Origin of the sequence: Paenibacillus agaridevorans (assembly GCF_018604145.1) — a bacterium.
Lineage (GTDB): Bacteria > Bacillota > Bacilli > Paenibacillales > Paenibacillaceae > Pristimantibacillus > Pristimantibacillus agaridevorans.
Genome location: NZ_CP075889.1, coordinates 775,456 through 798,682, shown reverse-complemented (window position 1 = coordinate 798,682; position 23,227 = coordinate 775,456). Strand labels below are relative to the sequence as shown.

Here is a 23,227-nt window from a genome sequence, read left to right as displayed (position 1 = left end):
GAATGAATGGTGAGTTTAAAATTCAGATTTTATTCTGTACCTGCAATCGCCTTCCTGGTCATCGCACTATTAATGGGGATGATAGCGCTGGAGAAACCGAACTCTACGAACGCGTATCAGACGGAAGTGTTCTTCGACGATTTTGAAGGCGACGGGCTCGACACCAACAAATGGCTGAAGGCTTACAGACAATGGGGTGGCAGCGGCGCCAACGGCGGCGTTCTGCCTCAGAACGTGTCGGTTGACGACGGAAAGCTGATCATCGAGGCTTATGGAGATCAATATTCCGGTTCTGTCAAAGGCATAAACAAGGACTACTCGCACCGCGCCGACGGCAAGCGCGTTGGCGGAGCGATCGCTACCAAAGATTATTTTGCCTCGGGCAGCTACGAGGTTCGCATGAAGGTTGCGCCTTCGCTTGGCGTTGCCTCCGCGATCTGGACGTTCAGCTATCAAGAGTTCTATCCGGGAGACCCCGCCTACAAGGAAAAGCCCGTCGGCGGTCAAGACTATTACGCCGTCAACCATGAGATCGACATGGAGTTCCCGGGCAGACCCGGTCCCGCGCACGCCAATATCTCCTACGATCGCGGACTGTTCAATACTTGGATCGGAGAAAACGAAGACGAATATACGACCGAATACGTGGAGCTGGGGCAAGCGGTCAACGACGGCCAGTTCCACACGTACCGGTTCGACTGGCATACGGGCGGCGACGGCGAGCAGAAGCGCGTCGAGTTCTACATCGACGACGTATTGCTTCAGACCAACTACGACCATGTGCCGACCAACGCGAGCCGCCTCTGGATCGGCGCCTGGTTCCCGAACAACTGGGCGGGCACGCCGAACTTCGACACCGAGACGCTGGATGTCGATTGGGTACGCATTACGCCATTCGAACAGCCTGGCGACGATTGGTTCCCGGAGTCGTTCCCGAACGACGGCTGGTCCGACCGTGATCCTGCCGCCCAGACCGACGTTTTGTTCGACGACTTCACGGGCGATGCGCTGGATCCCGGCAAATGGAAGATCGCCAATAAAAACTGGGGCGGGCAGCTCGGCGGGCAGATGAGCTTTAACGGCGGCGTCGTGCCGCAGAACGTGAAGCTGCGTGACGGCAATCTGATCCTCGAAGCCCATGGCAACAAATACACCGGACCCGTCATGGGCATCAACAAGGACGGCAGCCAGCGAACCGACGGCAAGCGCGTCGGAGCCGCCGTGGCGACCAACGCCTACTACGGCTCGGGCTCGTACGAGGTGCGAATGAAGGTTGCTCCGAAGTTTGGCGTCTCGTCGGCCCTCTGGACCTTCCACTACCAGGAGCTGTATCCGGCCGATCCCGGCTTTCAATGCAAACCGGTGGGCTGCATCGACGATGACGGCTACTACGCGATCAATCACGAGATCGACATCGAATTCCCGGGACGGCCGAACGCCGCGCACGAAAACTTCTCGTTCAGCAAGGCGCTTCTGAATACATGGGTCGGCGAGAACGAAGACGAATATACGACCAACTACACCGATCTGGGTTCGCCTCAGGACGACGGCCAGTTCCATACGTATCGCTTCGATTGGCATACGGGCGACTCCGGCCAGACGCCGCGCGTCGAATTCTACGTCGACGATCAACTGGTGAACACGACCTATACGCATGTCCCAACCAACACGGCAAGATTCTGGATCGCGGCGTGGTTCCCTCGCAACTGGGCTGGCAAAGCCAACTTCGACACGACGGAGATGGTCGTCGACTGGGTTCGCATTACGCCGTTCAACCAAGCAGGCGACGTCTCCGTTCCGGAATCGTATTTCCCTGGCACGAACGATTGGGCTTCTTTCGACCAGTATCCTAAGGCGCAATCTACCGGCGGCACGCCTTCGCCGACAGCGACGCCGAATCCAACGCCTACGATTACGCCAAGTCCCTCTCCTACGCCTACGATGAGTCCGACAACAACGCCAAGTCCGACGCCTACGCTCACGCCCACTCCGACCTCCGGCCCGAACTTGATCGTCAATGGCGGCTTCTCGGACACGACCGGCTGGACGGATATTTCGGCATCTCCCGCATCGGCGTTGATCTCGGGAGGTAAGCTGAACCTAAGCCCGTCAACCGCCTTTTCCGCCGAATCCGAGCAATACGTAGCCGTGACGCCGAACCACTCCTATACGATCAGCGCCGACATGTGGAGCTCGGATAACGCGACATACGGCTATTTGCGGGTTTACAACGGCTCAGCCGTTCATGAGGTCGGCGACTACCGCAGCTTGGTGCAGAACAAGTCGCTCACCTTTACCGCCGCCGGCTCCCAGGTACGCGTCGTGCTGCATGCTTACAAGCAACAGAGCGGCACCTTCTACTTCGACGATGTAAACATGCAATAGCGGGGTCACAAGAAATAAGGGGAAATGCTCCCTCTAGTTGACTACCTTTTTGTTTCTTCGAAGTGTTAGAGGGAAATGCTCCCTCTAAATCAAGTGGACTAGAAGGCAGACGTCAATTGGATGGAGATTAGAGGGAGGATTTCCCATTAAAGCCGAAAAATCCGTTATATTAGCTAGATTAGAGGGTGATTTTCCCTTTACTCTTCGGATACCCTACTTTTTTGTTGCCTGTGAAGGTTCCAAGTGTTGGTACACAAACAATTTTACTTCATCGATAAACGTATAGAGAAAGCATGAACGAACTCTTACGCTTTCTTGTAGGCAAGATAAAACGGCTGTCGCCGTCCTTTGGCAAAACAGCGCGTAACATTGCTGAGAAATATATAGTTATAAAAAGCGCAAACCAAGGGATAATGGAATCCCTAAGTGTGCGCTTTTCATTTTACTTGTTGAACTCTCCGCCAAACTAGACAGAGCTCTGTCCTTCTAGTACAACTGCGCCTTCCGCTTCAGAGCTCTGGAAATCAACTTGACCGCTTCGACCCTCGTCGCATGCTTAGCCGGCTTAATCGGTTTTGTCCTCGTAGCCGTTCAATAGTCCGTTGATTAGTCCGTTACATAAACCGTAACGCCGTGCCTCTCAAGCTCTGCGGCGAGGTCTCCCGACAGAGGCCGATCGGTAATGACAGCCTTCAGCTCTGCGACGTCCGCTACCGAGAACAACGAGTTGCGGTTGCTCTTCGTGTGGTCGAATACGGCATACGTTTCCTGCGAGCGCTTGATAAGCGCCTTCGCGATCTGTGCCTCCTGCTCGGAATAAGAAGAGATGCCGCCCCCTGCCGAAATGCCGTCTATGCCGATGAACATCTTGCCGATATGGAGATTCGTGATCATCCCTTCGCCCAAAGGCCCGCATAACTCGAAGCTGTTATGGCGCATAATGCCGCCCGTGACGACAACCTGGATCTGACTGCCTGCCAGTTCCATCGCGATATTGACCGCGTTTGTCACGACGGTAATGCCCTTGCGCAGCTTGAGCAGCTTCGCGAGCAGGAAGTTGGTCGTCCCGCCGGAAAGGCCGATGACGTCCCCTTCTTGAATCAGTGTCGCGGCAAGCGCCGCGATCTTCTCTTTCTCGAGAATAGAGAGTCCTTCCTTCTCCGCGAAAGGCAGCTCTCGCATCGTCCCCATGCCATCGTACATGGCTCCGCCGATCGTGCGAATAACGGGATATACGCCTTCCATCTGCTCCAAATCTCTGCGCGCGGTCGCCTCCGAGCAGCCGAACCGCTCCACCATCTCCGTAATCGTAATGCGTCCTTGCTGCTTCAGCAGCTGCAGAATCGCTTCCCTCCGTCGCTGGCCCTTGGAACCTCCGGTAAGCTCCGTCGTCATTAGCGTTCCACCCACGCCTTCGCCGACATCCGCTGCTCCACGACTTCCCATTCCGGCAACGCTTCCCAATCGCCGCGCATCTGAACGACGAGCGATCCGTTAATGCTGGCGAGACGAACGGCATCTACGGGCGACATGCCCTTCATCAGACCCGCAAGGAAACCCGCGCAGAAGCCGTCGCCTGCGCCGACGGTATCCACAACCTGCTCCGCAGGGTAGAAGGGAACGGATGTCTCTTCGCCTTTATTAAGCACAATCGTCGAGTCTCCCATTCCTTTCACTACGCTGATTGCCTTAAGCTCTGCAAGCTTGGCCTTGACCTCCTTGTAATCGTCGGTCTGATACAACAGCTTCAGCTCGTCCCAGCCCGGCAGGAAATAATCCGCTTCCTGTATAAGCGGCAGCAAGGTCTCGCGAGCTTCCTCGATGGACCATAACTTCAGCCTAAGGTTAGGATCGAAGCTAATCTGCACGCCCGCTTCCTTGGCGACGTCTATGGCGCGGCGGACCGTACTGCGGCAGCTATCGCTGAGCGCGGTCGTAATGCCGGTGATGTGAAGCAGCTTTGCTCCGCGGATGTAGTCCTCGTCGAGATCCTCGGGACGCATGCGGCTGGCAGCCGAATGTTTGCGGAAATAATGGACGGCGAGACGGCCCGCCACATGCTCGCGAAACATCATCCCTGTCGGTGCTTCGCCGCTTAGATTGGCGCGGGATACATCGACGCCTTCGCCGCGAAGCGTTTTCAAGATCAGCTTGCCAAACGGATCGTTGCCAAGCGCGCCGAACCAGCCTACGGAGGCACCCAGCCTCGCGAGTCCGATGGCCACGTTGCTTTCCGCGCCTCCGAATCCTTGCTCCAGCTTGGAAGCCCTCTCAATCGCTTTGTGCTCCTCCGGCATAAAGAGAGCCATTGTCTCTCCGAACGTTACAATCTGTGGTGAACCCTCACGCACGGCAACTTCCCCCTCAATGTACTGACAACTCAAATTATGATTTTAGAATCGGAATACCATAAAATAAACGATTGCTACATATAGCACGAGAATAATCAAGCTCATGATCTTTGCCTTATTGACGTAAGCTGTCGTACTTTGACCCGACTGGATAGCCGATACGATTCCCTTAAGCGGCTTGGATGCGATTCCGCCGAGAGCGGCAATGCCAAGAAACAAGAGCGTTATGATAATCATCCATGCGACGGCGTAATCGCCTTGGGACATCAGATATCCGCCCGTCAGCAGCTGCACAATGAGAAAGTATTGCGCAATGCGATTGGCGGATAATAGTCCCTTCGCCAAACCGGCTTGTCCGTTCCCGTCGCTTTTGGAGGCTCCCCCCAGCATAATCGGCAGCACGACATAAAACCCCATTCCGACTGCTCCTAACACGTGTAACAATACCATTGCTTCATACATGTCCTATTCCTCCTGTTTCAATTTACCTATAGCTAATAGTTTATCAGAATCCGCGATATTTTCAAATGTACGATAAAAAAAGAGCGCCTCAGGCGCCGTGGTTTCCCTTGGCCTCTTGAGGCGCTTCGCGCTTTACAGCGCGTATTCTTTTAATTGATTTCGAGTCAGCTGCCTTCCCTCTTCCTCCTCCCTCTTCTCTCGCTTCTCCTCCATGCAAGCCCGGCATCTGGCCTCCGTGTCGCACTCGTTCGCGTCGGGACAGGTATAGCAATGATGCAGCATGAATTGGGTCAGCTCGTTGTCGACGTCCTCGTTCTTTGCCTGTGCAGTCATGTTCAACGCCTCCGCTTCCTTGAATTGTGATCTTATTAGAGCGTATTGCCGTTCAGTTTGCCGCCCGCTCCCGCACCTGTTCCCGTTCCCGCCGCTCCGCCTCTGCCTTTTACACGAAGCCAGCCTTTGCGAATGATCGGCAGCAGGTAGTGGTCAAGTCCGAATCTGCCGGCGTTGGTTCCTGCAAGGAGTACGATTACGCCCAGCAGTACCAGCCAAGGGTTCGTGCTTACCGTTCCCGCGAAGAGGAACATGAAGTTCATCGCGAGTCCGAAGAAAGCGGCCGCCGCCGTCAGTCCGCCGACGATCAACCCTACGCCGACCAGGAACTCACCGACGGGGATCAAGATGTTAATGAGCTTTACGTTAGGCAATGCGAAGTGCTCGATGAATTTGGTGAATGTCGGATACACCAGTTCGTTCGTTGCTTTATCCATGACAGGGTTGGCAACGGCGTTTTTCAAGTATCCTGTTGCGTCAAAGCCGCCTTTCAGTTTATGGAAGCCCGCATCCAGCCAAGCCCAGCCGACAATCAACCTTACAATCGTTACGATACCAGCAGCGTACACATTTTCTCTCAACCATTTCATCATGATTGTTCACTCCCATAGTATAGTATGTGATTTATTTCACATTATTGAGTAGAGGAATCCGTCATTTAGACGAATACGACTCTTGCGATTTTCTGCGGCAGGATCGCCGCTTGACTCTGGCGAAGCGGATTCCTTGGCATCCGATGACGAAAGCCGTTTTGTTCATGGCCTTCAACCTCCTTCTTGATTCTTATTATAAGCTACGATTTTGAATGGGTATGTGATTTAAATCACAATGTATTAATTTTTCCGCGAATGCGGAATTCTGAGCGTAACGATCGTCCCCCTGCCAAGCTCCGACTCCACGTTAAGACTGCCTCCGGCTATCCGGGCCCGCTCCGCCATGCTAAAACGTCCTACGCCTACAGAGACTGCAGTGGTATCGAAGCCGGCGCCATCATCGACGATCCGGACTACAACCTCTTCGCTGTCTTCAAGAATCGATACCGCGGCATCGGACACGTCTGCATACTTGGCGATATTCGTCAGCGCCTCCTGGATAACTCTATACATCACCGTCTCGACTCGGATACCGAGACGGGTCGCAAGCTTGCATTTAAAATCGATTTCGATGCCGTAATGCGACTCATAATTGCCGATGTACGAGCGAATCGCCGGTTCAATGCCCATATCATCCAATACCGATGGGCGCAGCTCCCATGCAAGACCGCGGACCTCCTCGATGATGCCGGCTACATTTTCCCGCAAGAACCGCAAATCGCCGACTTCCCGATCCGGATTCGCAATAACGCGATCCAACTGGATGAGCAACGAGAACAAGCTTTGTCCGATGCCGTCATGGAGCTCCCTGGAAAACTTCTTGCGTTCGTCCTCCTGGATCGTCAACACCTTCTCCAGAGTCTCCTTCAGCTCTTCCTCCACCTTCTTGAGACGGGTAACCTCGCTTCTGATGGCCAAATACTGATACGGTTTTCCGTTCTCGCCGACAAAAGGCACAATCGTCGTATTGACCCAATAATTCGATCCATCTTTGGCGCGGTTCTTAATATCGCCCGACCATACTTTGCCCGAACCGATCGTCGCCCAAAGCTCCCGCATAAATGACTTGGGATGATAACCTGAATTAATGATCCGATGATCTTTTCCCATCAGCTCTTCGCGCGGATACTTGGAAATTTCGCAAAATTTATCATTCACGTATACGATTTTGCCTCTCGCATCCGTAACGGCTACAATCGACGATTCATCGAGCGCAAACTTCACGTCCGCAAGTTGCTTGAGCGACTGGCGCAGCTCCTCGCGGAACCTCACGTCACTTACATGGTCTGCCAGCTGGGACAACAAAGCGTCGACCCGCCCCGCAATCATTCTGTTGCCTTGAAGGTTCTCCCCAGCATTCTCGCCTTTAGTCAAATTGCAGCAGTCCCTTCTTCATAGCGTATTGGATCAGCTCCGGCCGGGTCTTCAGTCCCAACTTCTCCATGACGTTGCTCTTATGAGACTCTACCGTCTTCACGCTAATAAAGAGAAGCTCGGCGATCTCTTTATTGCCATACCCCTTGGCCGCAAGGGACAGCACTTCCCTCTCTCTCTCCGACAAGGAGTCGAAGGCGTCGCTTGCATCCTTTTTCGCGCCAGCCACATAACGATTCATCAGCTGCCTGGTTGCCGACGGATACAAGTAAGCTGCCCCCGAAGATACGGTGCGAATCGCGTTCAGCAGCTCTTCGTGGGGAGCGCTCTTTAGAACGTACCCCGATGCCCCCGCCTCAATCGCGCGGAATAGATATTCCGAATCGTCGTGCATCGACAACATAAGAACAGCCACATCGGGCAGCAGCTTTTTGAGCTCCGACGCAGCTGTAATTCCGTCTTTCCCTTGAGGCATGCTCAGATCCATAAGGACGACGTCCGGATGATGCTCCATCGCCGCCCGAATGCCTTCGTCTCCGTCGGCGCCTTCTGCCACGACCTCGATTTCTCCCTTGCTGCTAAGCAGCATCTTCAGGCCGGAACGAACCATGGCATGGTCATCCACGATGACAATCCTAATCATCCCACTCCTCCATTCATCATGACATTCCATTTCCCCCCATCATACCGCCAGAGTGCCGATAGTTCAATCCATAAAGGCATTTTGGAGGAAATTTGCCGAATTTTTATCTCCTCAAACGAATGTGCCTCCTCCCTTCTGCCAACCACAAGAACGCTGCTTCCGTATTCGTTCGCGGGCGCAGGCAAAGGAATGGCGATCGCGGCTGCCAGCCGCTCTGCCAGCATGACGGGACATTCGCCAAGCATATGGGCATTTTTTTCGGTGCTTGCCTGATAGGGTACTCCGAGCCGAATAGCCATGCCGCCTACACCCAAGCCCGATCTCAGCTCCATTCGCGCAAGGCGCGAACTGCTTGCACCATAAGTGCCGATCCATATGCCTCTCCGCTCGGGGAAGACAAACTTCGCCAATGCCGCAAAATCGCCTCCTAGCTCCCGTGCAGCATCTTCCAGCGCCGTTGCCAACCTATCGTAACCATTTAGATCTTCCCATGACTCCACAATTGCTCCTCCTCTCAAGCCTCGCTTGTCCCCACCTGGGTATGCGCCCGGCCGCATCGTTAACGAGAAGTCCCCGCCGGCTGTCTGCGGGCGGGGACTTCTAGAGATTGGTCAAAAAGTCTTAAACCGGACTTTTGGACACGCACTCCCAACTACGTTACATTCGGCATACTTCCTTCGGACAATTCTCGCAGCAGCATACTTCCTTCAAGTATTCAATCCGATTAACGGTATAGTGACCGTCTTTGTACGTAATCACATTTTCCTTTTTAAGATCGGCAAGCATCCGGTTGACGCTCTCGCGGGTTGCGCCGATCATGTCCGCCATCTCGGTATTGCTGAGCTTCAGATCGATCCGGATACCTTCTTCGTTCTCTTCTCCGTAAGAATTGCATAGACGGATCAGCAGCGAACAGAGGGCGCCGGTCTTGCCGAACAACATGAGATCACGGAATTTCGTCTGGGTCAGCCGATGCATCAGCCCCATCCACTTCATAAATTCCAAAGCCAGGTCGCCATGCTGCCAGAGCAGAGTCTCCAGATCCTTGCGCTGAATAACGCCCACCTTGGCATCCTCCGTCACCTCTGCAGAGGTGCTGTGCGTGGAATCTTTAAAAGGCTCCATCTGACCGATGAGATCTCCGTTTTGATGCAGATAGAGGGTCAAAGAACGGCCTGCGTCAGACATCTTCGTCGATTTGATTCGACCTTCGAAAATGTAGAACAACTTGTCGGCTGCGTCTCCCTCCCAAAACAGGCAGCTGCCCTTCTCTACGTTCTTGATGTACATGATGCCCCGCAGCCTCTCGAAGCTCTCGTCCGTCAATATCGCTCCGAATCCGCTCTGTCTTCCCGCAGTCACTGTCATGACGCCAATCCCTCCCGTACGTTTCTTCTATATTTATCATACGCTATGGACCGCGGCAGCCGCATCGGGGAATGCACTGATTAAACGGGAGGAATCTCCCTGAATATTCGACGGATGGCGAGGATCCCTGTCAAGCATGAGCCGTCCCGACTGAGCGGGCGGACTCCTCGATGATGCGACGCGCCCGTTTGACTTCTTCCTCATCGGGCGGCCGCACGCCTGCCAGCGGATAGTCTTTGCCAAGCCGCTCCCATTTGTACACGCCCATCTCGTGGTACGGCAACAGCTCGAGCCGTTCGACATTGCTTAGTTCGCCCACGAATTGCCCCAGCAGGCTCAAGTCCTCTTTATCGTCTGTATATCCGGGTATTAGGACGTGGCGGATCCAGACCGGCTTGCGGATTTCCGACAGCCAGCTTGCGAATTTCAGAATGCGATCATGGGGCTGCGAGGTTAACCGGACATGCTTATCCGGATGAAGCTGTTTCAGATCCAGCAGCACAAGATCCGTATAACTCATCAGCTCCCCTGCATGAGAAGGGTCGCAGAAGCCGGAGCTGTCCAGCGCCGTATGAAGTCCGTACCTCTCCTTGCATGCTTTGAACAGCTTGGCGACAAACGGCGCCTGCAGGGTAGGCTCGCCTCCCGTTACCGTAATGCCTCCTCCCGAACCCTGGTAGTATGGCAAGTACGGTTCAATCTCGCTAAGAATATCCTCTACCTCCACCTGCTTTCCTCCCGCCGTGTCCCAAGTATCGGGATTGTGACAGAAGCCGCAGCGCAAGGCGCAGCCCTGCATGAACAGGACAAAGCGAATACCCGGTCCGTCCACCGTTCCAAAAGTGTCTATCGAATGAATTCGTCCTGACATGAGTGCCACGCTCCTATCGCATGCAAAATCTAAATTTCTCCGTGGAATGTGCGCCCGATGACGTCAAGCTGTTGTTCCCTTGTCAGCTTAATGAAGTTGACCGCGTAACCCGAGACCCGGATCGTGAGTTGAGGATACGACTCCGGATGCTCCATCGCGTCCAGAAGCTGCTCGCGATTGAAAACGTTGATATTTAGATGATGGCCGCCGCTAGCGGCATAACCGTCGAGCAGCGCGGACAGGTTGCGATGGCGAGCATCCTCTTCTTTCCCAAGCGCCTTGGGAATAATCGAGAACGTATTCGATATGCCGTCCAGGCTGTGCTCGTAAGGCAGCTTGGCCACGGAAGCCAGCGAAGCGAGGGCGCCCTTGCGGTCCCTGCCGTGCATCGGATTCGCCCCTGGCGCGAACGGCTCTCCGGCTTTGCGGCCGTCAGGCGTCGTTCCCGTCTTTTTGCCATAGACGACGTTCGACGTAATTGTCAGCACGCTCAACGTCGGAATCGCATCGCGATACGCCCTGTGACCGCGCAGCCGATTCATGAAACCTTCTACAAGCGAAACCGCTATGTCGTCTACGCGATCATCGTTATTGCCGTATTGCGGATAGTCGCCGATAATCTCGAAGTCGACGGCAATGCCGCGCTCGTCTCTAATTGGCCGCACTTTTGCGTGTTTGATTGCGCTGAGCGAATCCGCCACAACGGACAAGCCCGCGATGCCGCAAGCCATCGTCCGGACGATATCCCGGTCGTGCAACGCCATCTCGATGCGCTCGTAGCCGTATTTGTCATGCATGTAGTGGATGACGTTCAGCGTATTCATGTACAGCTTGGACAGCCAATCCATTACGAGATCAAAGTTGGCCATCACTTCGCTGTAATCCAGCACCTCCGATGTGATCGGCGCCATGACTGGCCCCACTTGAATGCCAAGCTTCTCGTCCTTGCCTCCGTTGATCGCGTATAGCAGCGCCTTCGCCAGATTCGCGCGGGCGCCAAAAAATTGCATTTGCTTGCCGATCCGCATGGCCGATACGCAACAAGCGATGCCATAATCGTCGCCGAATTGCGGACGCATCAGATCGTCGTTTTCGTATTGGATCGAGCTGGTCTCCGCCGAGACGCGCGCACAGTACGTCTTAAAGGCTTCGGGCAGGCTCCTGGACCATAAGACGGTCAAGTTCGGCTCGGGAGCCGGTCCCAGGTTGTACAAGGTGTGCAGAAAGCGGAACGAGTTCTTTGTTACCCGCGTACGGCCATCCAGCCCCATGCCGCCGATCGACTCCGTCACCCAAGTGGGATCGCCGCTAAACAGCTCGTTGTAATCCGGCGTGCGAAGAAATTTTACAAGTCTCAGCTTCATGACGAAGTGATCGACCAGCTCTTGTGCGCCCGCTTCCGTTAGCGTGCCCTCTTGCAGATCCCGCTCGATATAGATATCGAGGAAACTCGATACGCGGCCCAGACTCATCGCCGCGCCGTTTTGCTCCTTGATGGCGGCAAGATAAGCGAAGTAAAGCCATTGCACGGCCTCGCCCGCATGGCGGGCCGGCTTCGAAATGTCGTACCCGTAAGCGGCCGCCATCTCTTTAAGCTCCGACAGCGCCCGAATCTGCTCCGACAGCTCTTCCCTGAGACGTATGACATCCTCGCTCATCACATCCGGCTCAAGCGCCAGCTGATCGGCTTTCTTCGCCTCAATGAGCGCATCCACGCCATAAAGCGCGGCTCTCCGGTAATCCCCAATGATGCGGCCGCGGCCGTAAGCGTCGGGCAGCCCCGTGACGATACCCGCCTTCCTGGCAAGCCTCATCTCAGTCGTGTAAGCATCGAATACGCCTTGATTATGCGTCTTGCGAATATCGCGGAATATAGCTTCGATCTCGGGATCCAGCTTATAGCCGTACGCCTCGCACGCGTCAATCGCCATCCGAATGCCGCAGAACGGCTGAATCGAACGTTTGAGCGGCGCGTCGGTTTGCAGGCCGACGATGGTCTCCTTCTCCTTGTCGATATAACCGGGACCATGCGAGGTAATCGTCGATATGGTATGAACATCAATGTCGTGCACGCCGCCGCGCTCGCGTTCTTCCTTAAGCAGGATGCTGACTTGATCCCACAAAGAAGTCGTACGGTCGGTCGGTCCGGCCAGGAAGCGCTCGTCCCCTTCGTAGGACGTCAAATTTTTCTCGATAAAGGAGTTAACGTCGATTCCCTTCGTCCATTCGCCGAACGCAAACCCCCGCCAAGCTTCGTTCACAGTAGTTCTGATCGCTCTATCCTTCTCCGTCGTTGCCATTCTATTCGCCTCCACTTCAGATTCACGCTTTCGCTATTCGAGCTTCGCTTTCCGCAACAAGCGCCTGATACTCTTCATCCGTCCTAACGGATCTTGCGAACTTGCCGTTTACGCCTTCGCTCTCGAATGAATAGGCTTCAACCTTGACGACGTCAATGGCCGCAAGCAGCTCGGAAAACTCCGTCCGCCCGCGATCCAGCAGCTTGCCGCTAATCTCGGACACGGATCTATCGTAAATCCCGTGCAACGGAATCGCCGCCCCTCTAATAAACGGAATTGCCGCCAGGCCTCCCCCCTGCATCATTCGCGAGTAGAGAAGCATAGCTGCTTGTGATGAGGGGAACGGCATATGACAGCCCAGCACCCACACTTCCTCATTTCCAGACAAGGCAATGCCTGCATGGAACCCGCTAAGCAACCCCTCGCCGCCGAAGTAATCGCTGATAATACGGACATCCCGGTCCACCGAACGGCGCAATAAATCCGGCTCGCCTGTCACGATCGTTATTTCGTCGCAGCAGGTTCTCATTTCACGAATTTGCCTCTCCAGCAGAGTCTCTCCCCCGATTGTGAGGAATGCGCGATTTTTTCCGTTCGTTCCGCGGTGTGCGCCGCCAGCCAGAATAACGCCGGATAACAATGAGATCACTCCTCCCGCTATTGCTTTGATCATCTCTATTTCACCATAAAGGAGCATATTGGCGCTGTGAAAAAAATCACGATTTTAGGTTTATGTCGGTAATTGGATCGCTCGAACTTATAGGGGGAATTCACAAACAAACCCGCCGGTAGGATCCGGCGGGCGAATTAGAATCGTTTATGAGGTAATTCCGTGCTTGCACAGCACGCCATGAATGGCAAAGTAGGAAACATCCGGCGGCAGCTCGTCCTTGATGGGACGCAGCTTTTCCGCGCCAACCTTCTCGATGGCCGCAAGAATGAGCGGCTCTTGCCCTGGAGGAACGATACGATCCCAGTCTACCTCGTAGCCTTCTCCCGCCGCGCGAATGATGTGTCCTTCCACAGTGACTTGACCCAGTCCCCGCTCCTTGGCGATGTCCCCCGTCGTAATCCCTTCGTTGAACATCTCCAGCGAGAGCAGATGGCTCGGCTGTTCATCTCCGGGGGCAGTTCGCGTCACTTGGGATGAAGTTCCCTGCTTACCTGCGGATCCGGCTCCTCCGGCATGTCCGGTCAACCGATCCGCTGCACTGGTCCCGACCGATCCGGCGTCCCCATGGGATATTTCGCCTCCGAACTCCGCAACGATTCGCGCGATGTCCTCGCCGTACTTGCTCACCTTGGCCGCGCCGATTCCCTTGATGGACATGAGCTCCTCCGCATGCCTCGGCCGTGCGCCTGCAATATCCTTTAACGTAGAATCGAAAAATATCATGAACGGAGGCACGCTCTCCCGGGCTGCCGCTTCTCTCCGCCATTGCTTCAACGCTTCGAACAACGGCGATGATTCTGCTGCCGTCATGCCGCCGCTGGATTGCCGCACCGAAGCTCGTACGCGCTGCGTGATCACTTGTTTGCCTTCCAGCACCGGCAAGGCGTTCGCCGTCAAAGATACCGTGGGATACTGCCCTTCGCTGAGCCGCATATACCCTTCCGCCACGAGCCAGTACAGCCAGTCCGCGATTTCCTTCTCGGGCAAGCGACTCATGAGACCGTAGGTGGAAAGCCTGTCCAGCCCGAACTCCAGCAGACGTTTGTCGCGGGAGCCCTTAAGCACTTTGGCGGCCATCGTCACGCCGAAGCGGCCTTTCATCCGGCCGACGCAGGACAGCGCCATCTTCGCTTCCTCCGTCCGGTCGACCGCTTCGCTCTTGTCGAGACAGCTGCTGCACTTGCCGCACGGCTGCACGTCCGATTCGCCGAAGTAATCGACGATGAACTGCTGCAGACAGCGCTGCGTCCGGCTGTAGTTCATCATCTGATGGAGTTTGGACAGCTGGATCGACTTGCGATCCGTGTCGCCGGAGCCTTGCTCGATGAGAAATCTCTGTACCTGCATGTCGGCGGGCTCGAACAACAGGACACAGTCGCTTTCCTCGCCATCCCGGCCAGCCCTGCCCGCTTCCTGGTAATAAGACTCCAGATCGCCGGGCATTTGCCAGTGCAGTACGAAACGAACGTTGGGTTTGTCGATGCCCATGCCAAAAGCGTTTGTCGCAACCATTACACGGCTGCGATCGAAGCGGAACGACTCTTGCGCCTCCGCGCGCTCGGCATCGCCGAGGCCGCCATGATATTTGTCCGCCGCAATCCCGTTCTTCTGCAGCATGGCGCATACCTCTTCCGTCTCTTTGCGGGTCGCCGCGTAAATAATGCCGGATTCGCCCTCCCTCTCCTTTATAAACTTCGCGAGGAACCGCTTCTTGTCGACGCCCGTCACAACGGAGAGCGACAGGTTCGGGCGGGCGAACCCCGTCACGTAACGGCGCGGTTCGTTCAGGCGGAGCATACCTTCGATATCCTCGGCCACCTCCGGCGTCGCTGTCGCGGTAAAGGCCGCTACAAGCGGACGATTCTGCATGCGGCCGATCCAGCCGGCCAGCTGCCGGTAGCTCGGCCGGAAGTCATGCCCCCACTGCGAGACGCAATGCGCCTCGTCAATGGCGATTAGCGGGATTTGAAGCTGCTCCGACAACGACTGGAACATAGCGGAGTCCAGACGCTCCGGCGCGACGTAGAGCAGCTTATAGTCGCCTTGCATCGCTCCTCGCAGCACCTCCCTGTATTCGGCTGCGCCTAGCGAGCTGTTCAAGAATGCCGCCGACACGCCGAGTCGCCGCAAGCTGTCTACTTGATCCTTCATCAGCGAGATCAGCGGCGAGATGACGAGCGTCGTGCCAGGCAGCAGCAGGGCTGGCAGCTGGTAACAGATCGATTTGCCCCCGCCCGTCGGCAGAATGGCCAGCGTGTCATGCCCGTCCACGATTCCGGCGATAATGTCCTCCTGCCCTTTGCGGAAGCTGTCATAGCCATACACTTGCTTTAATAACGATAATGCTTGCTCCATTCCTCTCCCCCTCCTTCAATGGCTCCCGAAAAACAAAAGGACCCTGGCAGCATCTGTCAGGGTCCTCCCGTACCGGCCGCGTTATACGGCCGTCAACACATAATATGAATTGCCGACCGGCTGCTAACCTGCCTCGACGACATTAATAACGTTCCGTACGGATTGCGCCGAACGGTCCAGCGCCGCCTTCTCTTCGTCCGTCAGCTCCAGCTCGATCACCTTTTCGATGCCGTCGCCGCCAAGCACCGCAGGCACGCCCATAAACAAGTTATTGTAGCCGTACTCGCCTTGCAGATAAGCGATAACCGGGATAATCCGCTTCTTGTCCTTCAGCACCGCTTCCGTCATCTGCACGAGCGAAGCCGCCGGTGCGTAATACGCGCTGCCGTTGCCCAGCAAACCTACGATTTCGCCGCCGCCGACGCGTGCCCGTTGCACAATGGCTTCGATGCGGTCAGCCGGAATCAGCTTCTCGATCGGGATGCCTGCAACGTTGGAGTAGCGCACGAGCGGTACCATGTCGTCGCCATGGCCGCCCAGCACGAAGCCTCGCACGTCTTCTACGGATACGTTCAGCTCTTGCGCGATAAACGTGCAATAACGAGCCGTGTCGAGGACGCCGGATTGACCGATAACTCTGTTTTTCGGGAAACCGAGGCTCTGGAAAGCCACGTACGTCATCGCGTCAACCGGGTTGCTCAATATAATGACGTAGGCGTTCGGGCTTGTTTCCTTTACGCTCTCGCAAACGGAACGGACGATGCCCGCATTCGTGTTTACAAGGTCGTCCCGGCTCATGCCGGGCTTGCGCGCGATGCCTGCCGTAATAATTACGACATCGGAATCTTTGGCGTCTTCGTAACTCGCCGTGCCGACGATATTCGCGTCCACGCCAAGAACCGGAGTTGCCTCCAGCATATCGAGCGCCTTCCCTTTGGTCGGGTTCTCCAGCGGCGCGATATCAAGCAATACGACGTCTCCAAGTTCCTTTTGCGCCAGCATAAGCGCCGTTGTTGCGCCTGTAAAGCCCGCTCCGACTACCGTAATCTTTTTGCGTTTGATTGCCATGAGAGTGATCCCCTTCCATTATAAAGACGCCGAAGCCCCCGGCCTTTTAAAGGTAGTTCAAAAAGTCCGCTTCCCACCACGATGTATGCCAAGAAGCTTACTCGACATCGAATCTTGAATGCAGGCGAAACTTCCGTTGCTCACGTAGCTTCCACTACGCTCCGCTACTCAGTTTCTACCTGCCTCCAATCTTCTTGGTGCTGAAAACCGAACTTTTTGAACACGCTATTTATGCGACCGAGGGTATGCTGCGACTTTGATTACATGTTTTCGATGATTTGATCGGCGAACGCGGAGCATTTAACTTCCGATGCGCCTTCCATCAGACGTGCAAAGTCGTAAGTAACCGTTTTGTTGTTGATGGATGTTTCCATGCCTTTGTAGATCAGGTCGGCAGCTTCCTGCCAGCCCAGATGCTCAAGCATCATAACGCCGGACAGAATGACGGAGCCAGGGTTCACGACGTCTTTGTCCGCGTATTTCGGAGCCGTGCCGTGCGTAGCTTCGAAGATCGCATGGCCAGTCAGGTAGTTGATGTTCGCGCCCGGCGCGATGCCGATGCCGCCGACTTGAGCAGCCAGGGCGTCGGACAGGTAGTCGCCGTTCAGGTTCAACGTAGCGATCACGTCGAAGTCTGTCGGACGAGTAAGTACTTGCTGCAGCGCGATGTCCGCAATAGCGTCCTTCACGATGATTTTGCCGGCTGCTTCAGCATCGGCTTGTGCTTTGTTAGCCGCGTCAACGCCGTCAGCGTCCTTAATGCGGTCATATTGTCCCCAAGTGAAGGTTTGTTCAGCGAACTCTTGCTCGGCCACTTCGTAGCCCCAGTTCTTGAACGCGCCCTCAGTGAACTTCATGATGTTGCCTTTGTGTACCAGCGTAACGGACTTGCGGCCGTGTTTGATCGCGTATTCGATCGCGGCGCGAGCCAGACGCTTCGAACCTTCTGCGGATACCGGCTTGATGCCGATGCCGGAAGTTTCGGGGAAGCGGATATTTTTAGCGCCCATTTCCTTCTGCAGGAACTCGATCACTTTTTTAACTTCCGCAGAACCTTCCGCATACTCGATGCCTGCATAGATATCCTCCGTATTCTCGCGGAAAATAACCATGTCTACCAGCTCAGGGCGTTTTACCGGGGAAGGTACGCCGTTAAAGTAACGGACAGGACGAAGGCAAGTGTACAGATCCAGCTCTTGACGAAGTGCTACGTTAAGGGAGCGGATACCGCCGCCGATTGGCGTAGTCAAAGGACCTTTAATAGCAACGATGTACTCGCGGATAGCCGTCAACGTGTCGGCAGGAAGCCACTCGCCGTATTCGTTAAATGCTTTCTCGCCGGCGAATACTTCATACCAAGCGATCTTTTTCTCGCCGTTGTATGCTTTCTCTACAGCTGCGTCAAGAACGCGCTTGGATGCGCGCCAGATGTCGCGGCCCGTGCCGTCGCCTTCGATAAACGGGATGATCGGCTGGTTAGGAACTTGCAGTGTACCGTTATCAATTGTAATTTGCTCGCCTTCGGTTGGAAGCGCGTATTTCTCGAACTGTGCCATGAATGAATTCCTCCTAAAATGGGTTGTATCTTATGATCTTGTAACAGGAGAACAAGCTTCCGCTTGCTCTCTCTTCTCTGGCTGTTGTAAATTAACGTTGCTCGATCGGGACGTACTTGGCGTTTACCGGACCGACATAGTCGGCACGCGGACGGATCAAGCGATTGTCCTGGTACTGCTCCAGAATGTGTGCGCTCCAGCCGGACAGACGGCTGATGGCAAAAATCGGCGTAAACAGATCGCGCGGAATTTCGAGCGCCGTGTAGACGGATGCGGAGTAGAAGTCGACGTTTGGCTTCAGACCCTTTTGGCCCGTTACCAGTTCCTCGATCTTAACCGACATCTCGTAAAGCTCCATGTTGCCTCTCAGCTTGCCTAGCTCGCGGGACATCTTTTGCAGATGCTTCGCGCGCGGGTCGCCGTTTTTGTAGACGCGGTGACCGAAGCCCATGATTTTCTGTTTGTTCGCAAGCGCATTGTTTATGTAGCCTTCAACGTTCGCGAACGAACCAATCTCCTCCAGCATGACCATAACGGCTTCGTTTGCGCCGCCGTGCAGCGGGCCTTTGAGAGCGCCGATAGCGGAAGTAATGCCGGAATAGATGTCGGAAAGGGTAGCTACCGTTACGCGAGCGGCGAACGTTGATGCGTTAAGCTCATGGTCGGCATGAAGGACCAGCGCTTGATCCAGCGCTTTTACAGCCACGTCGGATGGCTCGTTGCCCGACAGCATGTACAGGAAGTTATGGGCGATGGATACGCCTTTTTGGGGAGCGACTGGTTCTTTGCCCTCGCGAATGCGGGAGAATGCCGCTACGACCGCAGGCAACTGAGCTTGCAATTTAATCGCTTTCAGCTGATTGGCTTCAGGCGACATGTCGTTAGCAGCTTGATCGTACAAAGCAAGACTGGAGATAGCCGTGCGAAGAGCCGCCATGGAATTCGTATTCTTCGGATACAGCTTCATGCCCTCAAGCACTTCATTCGGTACAACCGCGTACTCGTCCAATTGCTTCTGAAGCGTTTCAATCTCGGAACGATTCGGGAGCTTGCCGTACCATAGCAGGTAAGCGACTTCTTCGAAAGAGGCGTTCTCTGCGAGATCGTCGATGTTAATGCCGCGGTAAGTCAGAACGCCATCAATGATCGAACTGATGGACGAAGCCGCAGCGACGATGCCCTCAAGACCTTTAGTTGCTGTCATCGTTCTCTCTCCTTTATACTCAAAAATATTAATCAAATGATTAATGGGATTCCATTTTTGCTCATCGTAATCAATCATAAATGATTTTTGGGATGAAGCCAACAAAATGGGACATAAAAATGCTTTATCGGCATCATTCATAAAATAAATCGGCAAGCCGGACAACATCTTGGCTAAGGAAGGCATCCCCAGCCTCGACAAGTAATTATTCCACGGCCGCATATGGATTATACTTCGAATTGCCGCCCATTGTGTGATAAAATGTCCAGAAGACTTACAGCATACCACAATAACATGCCGGAATGAAACGGAGGATTCGCCTTTGATAGGACAATGTATCGGCATTATCGACATTGGCTCGGGCTCCGTGCGCCTTGTCGTGTACGAGAGAACGGATAACGGCGGGCATCGCGTCGTCGACGGCAGCAAGCGTTCCACGCGATTAAGCGGGAGAATGGATGAGAGCGGGGCTTTGCCCCTTGGCGATATCGCCGAACTTATAGACACGCTTCAGCACTTCAAGCTGATCTGTTCCCACCACGGAATTACCCAAATACGCACGGTCGCTACGGCGGCCATCCGCAACGCCGCGAACCGGGATCAAATACTGGATGAGATCCACCGCGAGACCGGCCTGTTCATCGAGCTGCTGTCCGGTGAGGACGAAGCCGCATACGGCTTTCTCGGCATGATCAACTCCCTGCAAGCCGACAACGGATATCTCATCGACATAGGCGGCGGAAGTACGGAGGTATCGCTTTTTATGGATCGCGAGCTGGTACACTCCGTCTCCTTTCCGTTCGGATGCGTCAGCTTGAACAAAAAATTCGATTCCAAGGATGGTTTGACGGACGACGCGCTGAAATCGATCGAGAGCATCGTGATGGCGGCCGTGAAGGAGAATCTCTGGATCGGCGAGCTTCCCGGACTGCCGCTCGTGGGAGTCGGGGGCACGGTGCGCGCCCTCGGCAAGGTGCATCAGGCGGCTGTCGATTATCCGTTCCGCCAGACGCACAACTACATCATCGAGAAGAACGGCGTCGACGAGTTGTATCATGCCATGCGCGCCATGCCGCTGGATCGCCGGCGCAAGCTGCCCGGGCTGTCCAAGGATCGTGCCGACGTCATCATACCCGGCGTCGCGATTCTTAGAGCCGTTTTCCGCGCTGCGCGTGCGAAACATTACCACATATGCGGTGCCGGGCTTCGAGACGGCTTGTTCCACTCGACGCGATTTCCTAATCAGCCCAAGCTTGCCGATCCGCTTGCGTTCAGCTTAAAAAACATCAGTTCTCTGCACACCGAAGCGCCCACTCAGCATGTCATGCAAGTGAACCGGCTGGCGCTGAATCTGCTGGAAACGCTGGAAGCGACGATCGAGCTGCCTCCCGAGGCGCGAACCATTCTGCATGTCGCGTCGCTGCTTCATCGAATAGGTGCATCGATCGATTATTATGATTACGCTCCCCATTCCTTCTATCTCATCGTGCACTCTCAGTTGAACGGATTGACGCACCGCGAGATCGTAATGACGGCCGCCATCGCCTCGTTCCGAGGCAAAGGCAAGGCCAGGACGCAGACGGCTCCATACCGCGTACTCGTCTCCGAAGCCGACCTGGATCTGGTAGGCAAGCTAGGCTTGCTGTTGCAGCTGGCCGCGGCCCTGGATCGCAGCGAGACGCAGAGAATCGGCGACCTGCTGATTACGATAGACGGCACACGTCTCCTGTTGGCTCCGCTGGCTCCCCTCGGCTCGCTTGCCGTCGAGCGGCGCGAGGTGGGAGAACTTGCCGCCGAATTCAGGAAACATTGGTTACTGGAGCCGGTTCTGGAGGGCTAGCAACCGCGATTTCTACATCAACGTGCGTCATGCAAACACGGAAGGGGCCGTCCCGCTTGGGACAGCCCCTTCCGTGTTTCCGTCGTTCCTTCTTTCCTTCTTTGCTGTCTTTCCTTCTTTGCCCGTCTTTCCTTCATTCCGTCTTTGCCGGTGCTTCCCCCAGCTTCCCCCAACGTTTGCGCTCATTGTGCATGATTTTTCATACTCATGTGCCTCGAAGCTACTGTTCCGACGCCATTGTGTATGATTTTTCATACACGTGAGCCTCGAATCTACTGTTCCGGTGCCATTGTGTATGATTTTTCATACACGTGAGCCTCGAATCTACTGTTACGGCGCCATTGTGTATGATTTCTCATACACGCGAGCCCCAAACCCACCAGTTCGCGCCCTGCCAATCACCCAGGGACCAACCATCCTACCATCGCCAAATACAGCAGCATCAGGAGCGCCATCCAGCTTGCGAACCTGTAATTGTCGGAAGCCATCTGGAACGGCGTCCGCCCCGTCAGGCCGGCCAGCAGATTGTTGACCGCCGTAGCCGGCGAGATCGGATTGGACAAACCCCAGCTGCCTAGCAGAAGCACCGCGAAATAAACGCTGCTGATGTCTACGCTCTCCGGCACGATGCCGCCCGCCAGAATCGTCACGGGCACGATGGGATGCAGCCCGATCAGGGAAGTCCCCGCGATAAGCAGCACGGTGAACGCCGAGAACGTCAGCGAGACAGGGAGCGGAATATGTCCGAGCCATGCGGGCAGCTCCGCGCCGAACCCCGTCGCCCCGATCGCGCCGCTAAAAAATCCCGCGGCCAAAAACAGCGTAATCTCCTTCTGCAGCGCGGGAAAAGTAACGCTTAGATGATGCTTAAGTCCATCCGCATATACGCCGGCCGAACGTCTGAACACGCACCATAGCAAGGGCAGTACAACGGCGGAGAAACAAATCAGCATCACCATGGGAAGCGGAACCATCCGCTCCAGGAGCAGAATCGCCGCCATGGTCAGCGCCAAATAAAGCACGAGCCCCTTCGGGAACGCCGCCGCGCTCGCTTCATCCGTTTCCCTGCCATCTTGCCCGGCGAACGAAACAGTCTCGCCTCCTTGCTCCTCCGCCTCCATCGAAGCGCTGCCTGCCAATTCCTTCAATTCCCGACGATTCGCCAACATGCTCACTAACAGACTTAGCACCGCGAGTCCCAGCGCGTACGGCAATATCGACGACCATGACAACCCCAGCATCGTCGTAATAATCGTCATGGCCGCGAAATACGGCGACCAAAAGATCGCCCCCGCGAAGCCTCGGTTAAGCGCTCCGGCAAGCAGCCGGGATAGAACCGGCTGCGGCCTGACGAACACCATCCCGTAAACGACGGGAATGGCGCCGACGTTGAGGAAGACGCCGAGCACCTGCGTCAACAGCTGCGTGCCCGTCAACAAGGCCGTCCGGCTTCTCGCGCTGGCGTCGATCAATCGTTTCAGCCCCGCCACGTATTCCGGCAGCCGCACGGGTATGCCGAACAACGGCGCAAACAGGAACAATGTCACGATCGTGACGTTGATGCCTGCGGCTTGGAACCATTCCGTGGCGTCCGCGCCTCGAACGAACATCAGAATAGCGCCTATGAGTAGAAAAGATGACGACAACCACAAAGTCATGCCTTTCAGCTTAGGCAACAGCAGCCCGATCGCTGCAAAAACAAGAACGCCAAGCAGCGCCTGAAGCCCCTTGAGCCCCGTTAATTGCTGCATCATATAAACAGCGGCAATGGAGAGGACCACGGTCCTCTCCATTGCGGTTTTCGTAGCTTGCGACATGGACGCCTTTCCCTTCCACTCTTATAGAGGTTGT

19 protein-coding genes are annotated in these 23,227 nt (G+C 55.3%); 2 read left to right on the top strand and 17 right to left on the bottom strand.

Features of this window, described 5'->3' with window-relative positions; genetic code table 11:
- Positions 1–6 precede the first annotated feature (6 nt).
- Entirely contained in the window at positions 7–2,385 is a 2,379-nt protein-coding gene (locus KJW29_RS03205; RefSeq protein WP_214628733.1) for a glycoside hydrolase family 16 protein, read from the top strand.
- Between the two features lie 606 nt (positions 2,386–2,991).
- On the opposite strand, the gene KJW29_RS03200 is transcribed toward KJW29_RS03205, so the two are convergent.
- The 16 genes from KJW29_RS03200 to citZ all read right to left on the bottom strand — a co-directional run bounded on the left by KJW29_RS03200 (position 2,992) and on the right by citZ (position 19,536).
- The gene (locus KJW29_RS03200) at positions 2,992–3,780 is read right to left on the bottom strand and encodes a DeoR/GlpR family DNA-binding transcription regulator (RefSeq protein WP_214630969.1); all 789 of its coding nucleotides are present in this window, start codon (positions 3,778–3,780) and stop codon (positions 2,992–2,994) included.
- Positions 3,780–4,736: a sugar kinase gene (locus tag KJW29_RS03195; RefSeq protein WP_214628732.1), complete on the bottom strand. Its 957-nt coding sequence runs from the start codon at positions 4,734–4,736 to the stop codon at positions 3,780–3,782. The genes KJW29_RS03200 and KJW29_RS03195 overlap by 1 nt, the downstream gene beginning before the upstream one ends.
- A gap of 42 nt (positions 4,737–4,778) precedes the next feature.
- On the bottom strand, positions 4,779–5,198 hold the full coding sequence (locus KJW29_RS03190) for a hypothetical protein (RefSeq protein WP_214628731.1): 420 nt from the start codon (positions 5,196–5,198) through the stop codon (positions 4,779–4,781).
- 132 nt (positions 5,199–5,330) lie between these two features.
- Positions 5,331–5,531, bottom strand: a complete 201-nt coding sequence (locus KJW29_RS03185) for a hypothetical protein (protein WP_087566599.1) — start codon at positions 5,529–5,531, stop codon at positions 5,331–5,333.
- A 35-nt stretch (positions 5,532–5,566) separates the two neighbouring features.
- Positions 5,567–6,124 (bottom strand): DoxX family membrane protein, encoded by a 558-nt coding sequence (locus KJW29_RS03180; RefSeq protein WP_373271247.1) that lies wholly within the window; start codon positions 6,122–6,124, stop codon positions 5,567–5,569.
- A gap of 240 nt (positions 6,125–6,364) precedes the next feature.
- Entirely contained in the window at positions 6,365–7,453 is a 1,089-nt protein-coding gene (locus tag KJW29_RS03175) for a PAS domain-containing sensor histidine kinase (RefSeq protein ID WP_108993740.1), read from the bottom strand.
- Positions 7,454–7,490: 37 nt separating this feature from the next.
- A complete protein-coding gene (locus tag KJW29_RS03170; RefSeq protein WP_281426327.1) occupies positions 7,491–8,141 on the bottom strand; it encodes a response regulator transcription factor in 651 nt (216 codons plus the stop codon).
- Positions 8,138–8,641, bottom strand: coding sequence for a hypothetical protein (locus tag KJW29_RS03165; protein WP_214628730.1), 504 nt, complete (start codon positions 8,639–8,641; stop codon positions 8,138–8,140). Before KJW29_RS03165 ends, KJW29_RS03170 begins: the two co-directional genes overlap by 4 nt.
- Positions 8,642–8,798: 157 nt before the next feature.
- Positions 8,799–9,509: a Crp/Fnr family transcriptional regulator gene (locus KJW29_RS03160; protein WP_214628729.1), complete on the bottom strand. Its 711-nt coding sequence runs from the start codon at positions 9,507–9,509 to the stop codon at positions 8,799–8,801.
- A gap of 130 nt (positions 9,510–9,639) precedes the next feature.
- Positions 9,640–10,380: a pyruvate formate-lyase-activating protein gene (pflA, locus tag KJW29_RS03155; protein ID WP_214628728.1), complete on the bottom strand. Its 741-nt coding sequence runs from the start codon at positions 10,378–10,380 to the stop codon at positions 9,640–9,642.
- Between the two features lie 29 nt (positions 10,381–10,409).
- Positions 10,410–12,680 (bottom strand): formate C-acetyltransferase, encoded by a 2,271-nt coding sequence (gene pflB / locus KJW29_RS03150; protein WP_214628727.1) that lies wholly within the window; start codon positions 12,678–12,680, stop codon positions 10,410–10,412.
- Between the two features lie 22 nt (positions 12,681–12,702).
- Positions 12,703–13,353 (bottom strand): molybdenum cofactor guanylyltransferase, encoded by a 651-nt coding sequence (gene mobA, locus KJW29_RS03145; RefSeq protein ID WP_246608556.1) that lies wholly within the window; start codon positions 13,351–13,353, stop codon positions 12,703–12,705.
- A gap of 144 nt (positions 13,354–13,497) precedes the next feature.
- Positions 13,498–15,708, bottom strand: coding sequence for a DNA helicase RecQ (gene recQ, locus KJW29_RS03140; RefSeq protein ID WP_214628726.1), 2,211 nt, complete (start codon positions 15,706–15,708; stop codon positions 13,498–13,500).
- 123 nt (positions 15,709–15,831) lie between these two features.
- Positions 15,832–16,776 carry a malate dehydrogenase gene (gene mdh, locus KJW29_RS03135; RefSeq protein WP_087566608.1) on the bottom strand — a complete coding sequence of 315 codons (945 nt, stop codon included), beginning with the start codon at positions 16,774–16,776 and terminating at the stop codon, positions 15,832–15,834.
- Positions 16,777–17,036: 260 nt separating this feature from the next.
- Positions 17,037–18,332: an NADP-dependent isocitrate dehydrogenase gene (icd, locus tag KJW29_RS03130; protein ID WP_214628725.1), complete on the bottom strand. Its 1,296-nt coding sequence runs from the start codon at positions 18,330–18,332 to the stop codon at positions 17,037–17,039.
- A 91-nt stretch (positions 18,333–18,423) separates the two neighbouring features.
- Complete coding sequence (citZ, locus tag KJW29_RS03125) at positions 18,424–19,536, bottom strand: citrate synthase (protein WP_214628724.1); 1,113 nt, start codon at positions 19,534–19,536, stop codon at positions 18,424–18,426.
- Between the two features lie 322 nt (positions 19,537–19,858).
- Between citZ and KJW29_RS03120 the strand changes: the two genes are divergently transcribed.
- A complete protein-coding gene (locus KJW29_RS03120; protein WP_214628723.1) occupies positions 19,859–21,376 on the top strand; it encodes a Ppx/GppA phosphatase family protein in 1,518 nt (505 codons plus the stop codon).
- Positions 21,377–21,774: 398 nt separating this feature from the next.
- Here the strand turns inward: KJW29_RS03120 and KJW29_RS03115 are convergent, their stop codons facing one another.
- The gene (locus tag KJW29_RS03115; protein ID WP_214628722.1) at positions 21,775–23,193 is read right to left on the bottom strand and encodes a hypothetical protein; all 1,419 of its coding nucleotides are present in this window, start codon (positions 23,191–23,193) and stop codon (positions 21,775–21,777) included.
- Between the last annotated feature and the right edge of the window lie 34 nt (positions 23,194–23,227).

What these genes read in the sequence shown, in the direction of transcription:
- KJW29_RS03205 (WP_214628733.1), top strand. Translation starts at nt 7, where the DNA reads ATGGTGAGTTTAAAATTCAGATTTTATTCTGTACCTGCAATCGCCTTC.
- KJW29_RS03200 (WP_214630969.1), bottom strand. Translation starts at nt 3,780, where the DNA reads ATGACGACGGAGCTTACCGGAGGTTCCAAGGGCCAGCGACGGAGGGAA.
- KJW29_RS03190 (WP_214628731.1), bottom strand. Translation starts at nt 5,198, where the DNA reads ATGTATGAAGCAATGGTATTGTTACACGTGTTAGGAGCAGTCGGAATG.
- KJW29_RS03185 (WP_087566599.1), bottom strand. Translation starts at nt 5,531, where the DNA reads ATGACTGCACAGGCAAAGAACGAGGACGTCGACAACGAGCTGACCCAA.
- KJW29_RS03180 (WP_373271247.1), bottom strand. Translation starts at nt 6,124, where the DNA reads ATGATGAAATGGTTGAGAGAAAATGTGTACGCTGCTGGTATCGTAACG.
- KJW29_RS03175 (WP_108993740.1), bottom strand. Translation starts at nt 7,453, where the DNA reads ATGATTGCGGGGCGGGTCGACGCTTTGTTGTCCCAGCTGGCAGACCAT.
- KJW29_RS03170 (WP_281426327.1), bottom strand. Translation starts at nt 8,141, where the DNA reads ATGATTAGGATTGTCATCGTGGATGACCATGCCATGGTTCGTTCCGGC.
- KJW29_RS03160 (WP_214628729.1), bottom strand. Translation starts at nt 9,509, where the DNA reads ATGACAGTGACTGCGGGAAGACAGAGCGGATTCGGAGCGATATTGACG.
- pflA (WP_214628728.1), bottom strand. Translation starts at nt 10,380, where the DNA reads ATGTCAGGACGAATTCATTCGATAGACACTTTTGGAACGGTGGACGGA.
- pflB (WP_214628727.1), bottom strand. Translation starts at nt 12,680, where the DNA reads ATGGCAACGACGGAGAAGGATAGAGCGATCAGAACTACTGTGAACGAA.
- mobA (WP_246608556.1), bottom strand. Translation starts at nt 13,353, where the DNA reads ATGATCAAAGCAATAGCGGGAGGAGTGATCTCATTGTTATCCGGCGTT.
- recQ (WP_214628726.1), bottom strand. Translation starts at nt 15,708, where the DNA reads ATGGAGCAAGCATTATCGTTATTAAAGCAAGTGTATGGCTATGACAGC.
- mdh (WP_087566608.1), bottom strand. Translation starts at nt 16,776, where the DNA reads ATGGCAATCAAACGCAAAAAGATTACGGTAGTCGGAGCGGGCTTTACA.
- icd (WP_214628725.1), bottom strand. Translation starts at nt 18,332, where the DNA reads ATGGCACAGTTCGAGAAATACGCGCTTCCAACCGAAGGCGAGCAAATT.
- citZ (WP_214628724.1), bottom strand. Translation starts at nt 19,536, where the DNA reads ATGACAGCAACTAAAGGTCTTGAGGGCATCGTCGCTGCGGCTTCGTCC.
- KJW29_RS03115 (WP_214628722.1), bottom strand. Translation starts at nt 23,193, where the DNA reads ATGTCGCAAGCTACGAAAACCGCAATGGAGAGGACCGTGGTCCTCTCC.